The following is a 9,276-nucleotide window of genomic DNA, read 5'->3' as shown; positions in this document are numbered from 1 at the left end:
CGGAGCGCTGGGCGAACGGCGCCGAGTCGAGGTCGTTGTACGACTCCGGCTCACCGAAGTTGTACGAGAACAGCGCCTGATCCCAGTCGTTGTTCCCGTCGATCGCCTTCGCGTACGGGTCGAGCAGCAACTTGCTCGGGTTGCACCGCAGGCCCCGTGACGGGTCGTACGGCCCGTGCACCCGGTAGCCGTACCGCTGTCCGGGCACGACCCGGGGCAGGTACCCGTGCCACACCAGTGCCTCGCGTTCGGGCAGGTCGACCCGGGTCTCGTTGCCGTCGTCGTCGAACAGACACAGCTCGACCCGCTCGGCGGCCTCACTGAAGATGGCGAAGTTCGTGCCGCCACCGTCGTAGGTCGCACCCAGCGGATACGGGTTGCCCGGCCAGATTTTCATGGAGCCCACCATGCCCACATCGTGTCTTCCGGGAAACACCGTGTCGATGTGACCAAGGTCCCGGACGTGGATTCGGCAGGTGCACGGGTACAACTGAGCCGTGCCCCGCCGCTACCTCGTCCTCGCGATCTGCTGCATGAGCCTGCTGATCATCAGCCTGGACGTCACCATCATGAACATCGCCCTGCCGGCCATCCGGGAGGACCTCGGCGCCTCGGTCTCCGGCCTGCAGTGGACCATCGACGCGTACACGTTGGTGCTGGCCAGCCTGCTGGTGCTGTCGGGTTCGACGGCCGACCGGATCGGGCGCCGCCGGGTGTTCCAGACCGGGCTGGCCGTCTTCACCGCCGGTTCCCTGCTGTGCAGCGTCGCGCCCGGCCTGGGCTGGCTGATCGCGGCCCGGACGCTGCAGGCGATCGGCGGCTCGATGCTGAACCCGGTGGCCATGTCGATCATCACGAACACGTTCACCGAGCCGCGCGAGCGGGCCCGGGCGATCGGCGCGTGGAGCGCGGTGGTCGGCTTCGGCATGGCGATCGGGCCGCTGGTCGGCGGTTTCCTGGTGCACGGGTTCGGCTGGCGGTCGATCTTCTGGATCAACGTGCCGGTCGGCGTCGGCGCGCTGATCCTCACCGCCCTGTTCGTGCCGGAGTCCCGGGCGCCGAAGCCCCGGCGGCTCGACCCGGTCGGCCAGGTGCTGGTGTTCCTGCTGCTGGCCGGGATCACCTTCGGGATCATCGAGGGGCCGGGCGCGGGCTGGACCTCGCCGCAGATCCTCGGGTGCTTCGTGGTCGGGGTCGGCGCGCTCGTCACGTTGCTGTGGTGGGAGCCGCGCCGCGCGGAACCACTCATCGATCTCCGGCTGTTCCACAGCCCGCCGTTCTCCGGCGCGGTGCTGATCGCGGTCTGTGCGTTCGGGGCGCTCGGCGGGTTCCTCTTCCTCAACACGCTCTACCTGCAGGAGACCCGCGGGCTGTCGGCGCTGCAGGCCGGTCTCTACACGCTGCCGATGGCCGGGGCGACCGCGCTGTTCTCGCCGCTGGCCGGCCGGCTGGTCGGCGCGCGCGGCACCCGGCTGCCGCTGCAGCTGGCCGGCGCCGGGATGGCGCTCGGCATGGTGCCGTTGACCTGGGCCGGCGCCGGCACCCCGATCTGGCAGCTGCTCGTCGGGTACCTGCTGTTCGGGATGGGGTTCGCCATGGTGAACACGCCGATCACGAACACCGCGGTGTCCGGGATGCCACGGGAACGCGCCGGGGTGGCCGCCGCGATCGCCTCGACCAGCCGGCAGGTCGGCAGCGCGCTCGGGGTCGCGGTGATCGGCGCGGTGCTGGCCAGCGGCAGCGGACAGGCCGGCTGGTGGATCCTGGTCGGGCTGGGCGTCGCGGTGCTGGTGCTGGGCCGGGCGAGCACCGGCGAGTGGGCACGCGGCCACGCGGCGCGGACACCGGAGACCGTGGCGTCGTGAGCGTCCGCTGAACGCTCACGACGTACCGGAAAAGGTCGAACCGCAGGCGGAAGCGGCCCGGCGGCGAACCGCCGGGCCGTCAAAGCGAAGATCAGGAGAAGCGAAGTTCAGGAAAAGCGAAGATCAGGAGAAGCGGGTCGCGATCCAGTCGGCGACCAGGTCGGCGGAGAGGATCACCGAGGTGTCGTGGGTCGCCCCCGGGATCACCTCGAACTGGACCGGCTGGCTGTACGCCTGCAGCTGCGGGATCAGGTAGTCCGCGGTGATGAAATAGGGCACCGCTTCGTCGTCGGTCCCCTGCACGATCAGGATCGGGGCACTCGGCGCGGTCTGCGCCGGATTGTCATACTGGGCGAACTTGGCCAGCACCGAGTTCGGCACCGTGCCGCCGACGACAAGCTGGGACGCGGTCAGGTTCTGGTAGGCGGCGAGGATCTCGTTGAGGCAGCCGGTGGTGAGCACACCCAGTTTGGCCTTGGCCGGCGCGGCCAGGATGGTCAGCGGCTGCACGCTCGGATCGACGGCGTTCAGTCCATACAGCGCCATCACCAGGTAACCCTGCCCCTCGGTGCCCGGGATCAGCGGCACCAGGACGTCGGTGTTGGAGACCGGCGCGATCGCCGAGGTGCCCTTGAGCACCAGGTTCCCGTCGTAGGACGGGGCGATCTGGCTGGCGAACAGCGCGCCCTGGCCGCCCTGTGAGTGGCCGTCGATGACGTACTGGGTGCTCAGCGCGGAGTCCAGGTTGCGGGCCGCCTTCACGCTGTCGATGATCGCCCGGGCCTCCGGGTTGCCGATCAGATACGGATGCGGCCCGGCGGTGCCCAGCCCCGGATAATCGGTGGCGGTCACCGTCCAGCCCCGGCTGAGCAGCTCGGCGACCGCGATCCGGGCCTCGTTCCAGAACACGCTCTGGTTGATCGAGGGCGCGCACTGGTAGGCCAGGCCGGTGGTGCCGTGCGCCCACGCCACCACCTTGTTCTTCTTCCCGGTCTTCGGCGTGAGCACCAGGCCGGTCGACGTGGTGATGCTCCCGGTGATGGACGTGGTCACGTACTGGACGCGCTTCCCGGTGGCCAGCGCGGACAGCTCGGCCGGGAGGGTGGCGGCCGTGCTGGTCAGGACCGTGCCGGACGCCAGGGCCGCGGACGCTGGGTGAGCGGTCGTGACGGCCACCCCGCACACGCTCAGCAGCGTGGCGAGGAGTAGGCGAAGGATTTTGTTCATGGACACCCCGTTCCGAATGGGAATCTCCGAAGTGGATGATCGGCAGATGGCACAGCGTAATGCCGATCACAGCGAAGCGCTGTGCATTCACGGACAGAGATCCGTGGCCCTTCAGACATCCGCGCACGTCACTAGGATGATGGCCGAAGATCATCAGAAAGATCGATTTAATCGGTCCTTCACATACGGTTATCCGGCAGCCTTTAGATCATTCTCCGCCGCCGGGCCGACGTTCCTTCCGAAATACGTCTGATTTATCAGGATCGCTTTCGGTCTTTGTCACAATCTTTTTTTGTACGATGGTTAGATGGGCGGATGGCACGTCCCACCCTGTACGACGCGGCCGGCGGCGCCCCCGCGATGCTGGCCCTGGCGGCCGACTTCCACGCCCGGTGCCTCGCCGACCCGCTCCTGGAACACCCGTTCTCGCACACCGGCAACCCGGAGCACGTCCAGCGCCTCGCCGACTACTGGGGCGAGGTGCTCGGCGGCCCATCGGTCTTCTCCGCGCACGCCGGCGGCCACTCCGCGATGCTGCGGGTGCACGCCCACCAGGGCGGGGACCACGCGCTCTCGACCCGGTTCGCGGAGGTGTTCGACGAGGCGGTCGTGGCCACGCTCCCGGCGGATCCGGCGCTGCGGGCGGCCCTGCACGACTACATGCTGACCGCGGTCGCCGAGGTCGACACGTACATGCCGCCCTCAGCGGTCGTGCCGGAGAACGCCCCGATGCCGCACTGGTCGTGGCGGTGATCCGGTTGCCGCGTGCCGGATGATCCAGGCAGCTGCCCTGGCCGCCCGGGGTTTACTGCTTGGGCATCTCGATGACGTCGGTGGCGGCCGGCTCCTTGATCTCGGCGAAGGTCTGGCCGAACTCGGAGAAGGTCAGGCCCTCCGGCGCCGGGCGCTCCATCGTCAGCGGGTACGGCTCGCCCGTCGTCGCGACGTAGAGCACGGTGTCCTTGTCGTCGCCGTCGACCAGGCCGATGGCCGGCACGCCGCCGATCGTCTTGACCTCGCCCTTGGTCAGCGTGCCGGACGGCTTGAGCAGCTCGTCGACGTCGGCCGCACCGAAGAACGCGCCGAGGCTGGTGTCCTGGCCGGACGGCTTGATCCACTTGGTGCCGACCGCCGAGCCGAGGGTCTTCGCCATCTGGCCGGACGAGTCCATCATCGTCCAGAACGCCGCGTTCGGGCGCATGTAACGGTTGCCGCCGACCGAGAGCAGCTCGAGCTTCGCGCCGCCGAAGTCGATCGAACCGCCGACGTCGGTGCCGGAGATCTTCAGGTCGAGGTTGGTCACCGACTCGTCCTGGCTGATCGCGCCCTTGACGTGGAACGACTTCGCGGCCTTGAGCGCGGCCTTGGCCTTGTCCAGGATCGCGGCACCCTCCAGGTCGGCGATCCCGTTGCCGGCGGGCGCGGCCGACGCGGCGGCGGCCGGCGCCTTGTCGTCGTTGCTGCTGCACCCGGCGAGCAGGGCGGCGGTGACGGTGAGCGCGGCCAGGGCGGCGCGAGAGACGGCCTTCATGAGTGCGGTTTCCCCCGAGGGTATGTGGCGGCCCGGAGCTCAGGCCGCAGGTGTGCGGGCGTGAGGATATCGGGTCGCCACCGCACCACCTCGGATCGAGTGACCATGATCTCCGGACGCGGCGCGGCGGCGGGTTTCGCCGGGACACCGTGCCAAATCGGCGGGCACGGCGAATGATGGCCTGATGGACGAGATCGTGATCGGCCCGGTCGAACCGGACGACGCCGGGGAGCTCTTCACCCTGCAGCTCGCGGCCTACGTCGTCGAGGCGCAGACGTACGACGACCCGCACCTCCCGCCGCTGACCCAGTCGTTCGAGGAGCTGATCGCCGAGCTCGACGACGACCTGGCGCTGAAGGCCACCCGCGGGCACCGGATCGTCGGCGCGGTCCGTGGCCGGATGGACGGCACCGTCCTGCGCATCGGCCGGCTCACCGTCGCACCCGACCAGCAGGGCCTGGGCATCGGCAGCCGGCTGCTGGTCGCGATCGAGGAGGCCGCGGAGGGGCGCGCCGAGTGGTTCGCGCTGTTCACCGGCCACCTGAGCAAGGCGAACATCCGGCTCTACGAACGCCGCGGCTACGAGGAGACCCACCGCGAGCAGATCCGCCCCGACCTCACCCTGGTCCACCTCACCAAGGAGCACTGACGTCCCGGCTCCCGGCTGGTGCTCAGGGGTGTCTCACGGCGGTGGAGGCACCCCTGAGCGCCAGCCGGGGGCCGGCGGCGCGCTGCGGCCGGGAGCGGGCCGCGGCCTCGCGGCGGCCTCACGGGCGGGACTCGGCTCGTGGCCTGCGGACGGGCGCTCGGCATCCGTACCGAAGAATCAGTTTTGATAAACCGGGACCGGTGGCGCCGGGGCGGGGCCGAGCGGGGTCAGCCAACGCTGGTAGATCTTGGTCCAGGAGCCGTCCGCGCGCATCGTGTCGAGGACGCCGTTGACGAAGCGGACCAGGTCCGGTGAGGTCTTGGCGATGCCGATGCCGGACGGCTCGTCGGAGCTGAACTTGCCGACCACCTCGGTCGACGGGTCCTGCGCGGCGAGCCCGGCCAGCAGCACGTCGATCGTGGACACCGCGTCGACCTGGCCCTGCTGGAGCATGACCAGGCAGTCCAGCGTGCTGTCGGTGGCCACCGGGACCGGCTTGGACGGCTGGGCCGCGATGGTGACGATGCTGGTGCTGCCCCGGGTCGCGCACACCTTGCGGCCGGCCAGGTCGGTGAACTCGCGGATCCCGGAGCCGCGGCGGACCAGCAGGCGCTGGTGCGAGGTGAGGTATTCCGTGGAGAACGACACCTGCTGCCAGCGTTCGCAGGTCATCGACATGGTCCGGACCACCATGTCGACGCTGCCCTTCTGGATCACCGGGATCCGGTCGGCCGTGGTGATCGCCTGGAACTGGATCTTGTCGGGGTCGCCGAAGATCGCCTTGGCCACCGCGTGCGCGATGTCGATCTCGAAGCCGACCAGCTCGCCGGTGGCCGGGTCCCGGTAGCCGAACAGGTACGCGTTCTGGTCGATCCCGACGATCAACCGGCCCCGGGCGGCGATCTTCGCCATCGTGCTGCCGGCCGGCATCCGGCCCGCCTTCGGCAGCGTGCCGGACGGGCGCAGGCTGGCCCGCGGCACACAGTCCGGCACCGGGGCGGCACTCGGGACCACCGCCGGGTCCTGCACGTTCTCCGGCAGCGGCAGAGCGGCCCGGGCGCCCGAGGTCGGCGGCTGCGGGCGGGCCTCGGCACCGCAGCCGGCGACCACGGCGAGCACCATGACCAGGGCGAGAATCGACCTACCAGCGGTCATCGGTACTCTCCGATCCGGGGACGGAACCCCAGCACGATCGCGGCGACCAGCCCCGCGGTGAGCAGCAGCAACCCGACCTCGAGGCCGGTCAGCGCGCCCCCGCCGTGCCCGGCCTGCCGGTCCACCCGGTCGTTGGCGGTGGCCAGCGCGCTGGTCATCGCGGTGTCCAGCTCCGTGAAAGCCGCGCCGGTCGCGCTGGCCTTCGCCACCGCGGCCAGGTAGTCGCCCTTGTCGTCGAGCGCCCGCATCCCGTCGTGCAGCTCACCCCACCGGACCGCGTGGTCGCGGGCCGCCAGGATCACCGCCCGGTCCGCTTCCGGTGCCCGGTCGGCGGCCGTGCCGAGCAGCCCGGCCAGGTCCTGTGCGACCACCCGGTAGTCCTTCTCGAACGCGGCGCCGCTGCCCCGGGCGATCAGCGTGAGCGCCTCGTCGGCCCGGGCCTGCAGGGCCGCGCGCCGGGCACCGGCCAGCACCGAGACCAGCGCCGAGCCGTCACCCCGGCCCGCGTCGACCCGGCTCGCCGCGGCGCTCAGCCCGGCGGCCGACCAGACCAGCGCGAGCAGCGCGACGAGGCTCGCCGCGACCAGCCCGAGGTTGAACACCCGGTTGGTCCGGCGGGCCAGCAGCACCTGGGCGTAGACCAGCCCGGCCACGGTGAGCAGGCCGAGCAGCAGCACCGCCCAGGGGAAGCCGACCGCGTCGCGCTGCGCGGCGGACAGCCGGCCCTGCGCCGACTCGAACAGGCCCTGCGCCTGCGGCAGCAGCGTGTGGCGCATCAGCCCGGACGCCTCCCGCAGGTACGCCCCGCCGAGCGGCACCCCGAGCCGGTTGTACGACCGGGCCGTCTCCACCAGTCCGGTGTAGACCGGCAGCTGATCGGTGAGCACCGCGAGCCGGGCCGCGTCCGCGTCGTCGGCGTTCCGGGTCGCGGCGGTCAGCGCCGCACCCGCCCGGGCCAGGTCGTCGAGGTAGCGCTGCCGCAGCTCGGCCGGCTCGGCGCCGCTGGTGAGGAACGCGGTGGCCGCGGTGGCGTCCGCATCGGACAGTGACCGGTACAGGTCCTGCACGCCGACGCTGAGCGGCCCGGTCACCGCGGTGATGTCCCTGGTCAGCGCGGCCCGCTGGTGCACGGTGGCCAGCGCGGTCCCGCCGAGACCCAGCCCGAGCACGATCAGGGCCGCGGCGATCAACCGGTACAGGTCCGGTGTGGTCAGACGGCGATCGACAATCGGCAACGCCCACCCCCGAGATCACACCGACGACTGCCGATGACGATACGGTGCGGTGGCAACACCCCGAGTGATCAGATGCGGCCGATCAGATGGCGCAGGTCACGGGTCGTCCCGGTGGACGACCGGGCCGCCAGGATGCACGTGTCGTCGTCCGGGTTGGCCCGGCGCAACCGGCCGACCAGCTCGGCGAGCGGCTGGTGCGGCGCGATCCGGACGGCGTCGTCGACGGCGGCGATCACGGCGTCCAGCCCGGCGTCCAGGCTCTGCCCGCGGTACTCGATCAGCCCGTCGGTGTAGAGCAGCAGCACGTCGCTGGGGAGGAACGCGGTGACCGCGGAGCCGTACCGGGCGTCCTCGAGCACGCCGAGCATCGGACCGGCCGGGCGGGCCAGCGGCACGGTCCGGCCGTTGCGGCACAGCAGCGGGGGCGGGTGCCCGGCCTGTGCCCAGGTCAGCTCCTGCCGGAACGGGTCGAACCGGGCGATCACCGCGGTCGCGGCCAGCTCCGGGGTCTCCCGTTCCAGCTCGCAGGTGAGCCGGTTCAGGTTGGTGAGCAGGGTGGCCGGGTCGCTGTCGACGACGGTCAGCGCGCGCAGCGCGTGCCGCAGCTGAGCCATGTTGCTGGCCGCCTGGGTGCCGTGCCCGGCCACGTCGCCGACCGCGAGCAGCACGGTGCCGTCGCGCAGCTCGGCCGCGTGGTACCAGTCCCCGCCGACCATGGTCTCCTGCCCGGCCGGCAGGTAACGGACCGCGGCCTTGAGCCCGGGCAGCTCGATCGGCTCGTCCGGTATCGGCAGGATGATCTCCTGCAGTTTCAGGGCCAGGTCGTGCTCGGCGCTGGCGGCCTTCCGCTGCTCCTCCAGCTCGAGCTCGACCTCGGCCAGGTGCTGCGCGCTGACGTGCTGGCCGGTGACGTCCTGGACGATGCCGAAGAGCCGGATCGGCCGGCCCCCGGCGTCCCGGACGGTGTCGGCGACGGTCCGCAGCCGCCGGATCCGGCCACCGATCCGGACCCGCTTGATCAGCTCGAACCGGTCCTTGCCGCCGGACGCGGCGAGCACGGCCTCGCGCATCGACAGGTCGTCGGTGACCCCGGTGCGCCGGCCCTCGGTCAGGCTCAGCGGGCCGAGCGCCGGATCCCGTTGGTAGATCCGGTAGAGCTGGGGCGACCAGTAGATCTCACCGGTGACCAGATCCCACTCGCCCCAGCCGAGGTTCGCCAGCTCCTCCACCTCGGCGAGCCGGTCGACGACCAGGCCGGCCGAGCCGAGCGGCGGCGGACCGTCCGCGCGGTCCAGCACGGCGATCACCCGCGCGGCCACGTCGGCCGGATCGCAACGATGCTCGGCCGCCACCCGCAACAGATGGCGGTACGCGTCGACGACCCGGCAGCGGGCCCGGCCGGCGAGCAGGCCGACCGCTCGTTCGACGGTGGCCGCCCGATCGGCGACCGCTACCGACTGCTGCCCGCTCAGCGTCTGACCGCCCACACGTGTCCTTCCCCGTCCACTGTCCGGGTTCCAGACTTACGCGAGCGCACCGGCGATCACATCCCCCGATCATCCGGGCCCGGCCGCTGCCTGCGGCCTTCCACGCCCGGGTCACCCGGTCGGGCGT

The 9,276-nt window shown here is 71.3% G+C and carries 9 protein-coding genes and 1 pseudogene; 4 read left to right on the top strand and 6 right to left on the bottom strand.

Translation table 11 applies throughout. From position 1 onward, the window contains the following. A pseudogene (locus Apa02nite_RS32900) lies at positions 1-397 on the bottom strand (glycogen debranching enzyme); the annotation flags it as partial. 100 nt (positions 398-497) lie between these two features. Here Apa02nite_RS32900 and Apa02nite_RS32895 point away from each other — a divergent pair. Beyond that, positions 498-1,865, top strand: coding sequence for an MFS transporter (locus tag Apa02nite_RS32895; RefSeq protein ID WP_203828508.1), 1,368 nt, complete (start codon positions 498-500; stop codon positions 1,863-1,865). 123 nt (positions 1,866-1,988) lie between these two features. Here Apa02nite_RS32895 and Apa02nite_RS32890 read toward each other — a convergent pair whose 3' ends face one another. Then, positions 1,989-3,092: an alpha/beta fold hydrolase gene (locus Apa02nite_RS32890; protein WP_203828507.1), complete on the bottom strand. Its 1,104-nt coding sequence runs from the start codon at positions 3,090-3,092 to the stop codon at positions 1,989-1,991. On the opposite strand from Apa02nite_RS32890, the gene Apa02nite_RS32885 reads away from it, so the two are divergent. Then, positions 3,091-3,345 (top strand): hypothetical protein, encoded by a 255-nt coding sequence (locus tag Apa02nite_RS32885; protein ID WP_203828506.1) that lies wholly within the window; start codon positions 3,091-3,093, stop codon positions 3,343-3,345. The two genes, Apa02nite_RS32890 and Apa02nite_RS32885, sit on opposite strands and share 2 nt — an antisense overlap. 62 nt (positions 3,346-3,407) lie before the next feature. Next, positions 3,408-3,845, top strand: a complete 438-nt coding sequence (locus Apa02nite_RS32880; protein WP_203828505.1) for a globin domain-containing protein — start codon at positions 3,408-3,410, stop codon at positions 3,843-3,845. A gap of 52 nt (positions 3,846-3,897) precedes the next feature. Here Apa02nite_RS32880 and Apa02nite_RS32875 read toward each other — a convergent pair whose 3' ends face one another. Continuing rightward, a complete protein-coding gene (locus tag Apa02nite_RS32875; protein WP_203828504.1) occupies positions 3,898-4,623 on the bottom strand; it encodes a hypothetical protein in 726 nt (241 codons plus the stop codon). 184 nt (positions 4,624-4,807) lie between these two features. Here Apa02nite_RS32875 and Apa02nite_RS32870 point away from each other — a divergent pair, with 184 nt between their 5' ends. Further along, entirely contained in the window at positions 4,808-5,272 is a 465-nt protein-coding gene (locus Apa02nite_RS32870; RefSeq protein WP_067700668.1) for a GNAT family N-acetyltransferase, read from the top strand. A 177-nt stretch (positions 5,273-5,449) separates the two neighbouring features. Here Apa02nite_RS32870 and Apa02nite_RS32865 read toward each other — a convergent pair whose 3' ends face one another. From Apa02nite_RS32865 to Apa02nite_RS32855, 3 genes are all read right to left on the bottom strand, one after another. Next, complete coding sequence (locus Apa02nite_RS32865; protein WP_203828503.1) at positions 5,450-6,427, bottom strand: glutamate ABC transporter substrate-binding protein; 978 nt, start codon at positions 6,425-6,427, stop codon at positions 5,450-5,452. Then, entirely contained in the window at positions 6,424-7,662 is a 1,239-nt protein-coding gene (locus Apa02nite_RS32860; RefSeq protein WP_203828502.1) for a GlnX family signal transduction membrane protein, read from the bottom strand. Before Apa02nite_RS32860 ends, Apa02nite_RS32865 begins: the two co-directional genes overlap by 4 nt. A 68-nt stretch (positions 7,663-7,730) precedes the next feature. Continuing rightward, the gene (locus tag Apa02nite_RS32855; RefSeq protein ID WP_203828501.1) at positions 7,731-9,149 is read right to left on the bottom strand and encodes a PP2C family protein-serine/threonine phosphatase; all 1,419 of its coding nucleotides are present in this window, start codon (positions 9,147-9,149) and stop codon (positions 7,731-7,733) included. Between the last annotated feature and the right edge of the window lie 127 nt (positions 9,150-9,276).

The organism is Actinoplanes palleronii, assembly GCF_016862315.1.
In the GTDB taxonomy this organism is placed as follows: Bacteria; Actinomycetota; Actinomycetes; order Mycobacteriales; family Micromonosporaceae; genus Actinoplanes; species Actinoplanes palleronii.
The sequence above is the reverse complement of the archived record's forward strand: the minus strand, read 5'-3'. Positions and strand labels throughout refer to the sequence as shown.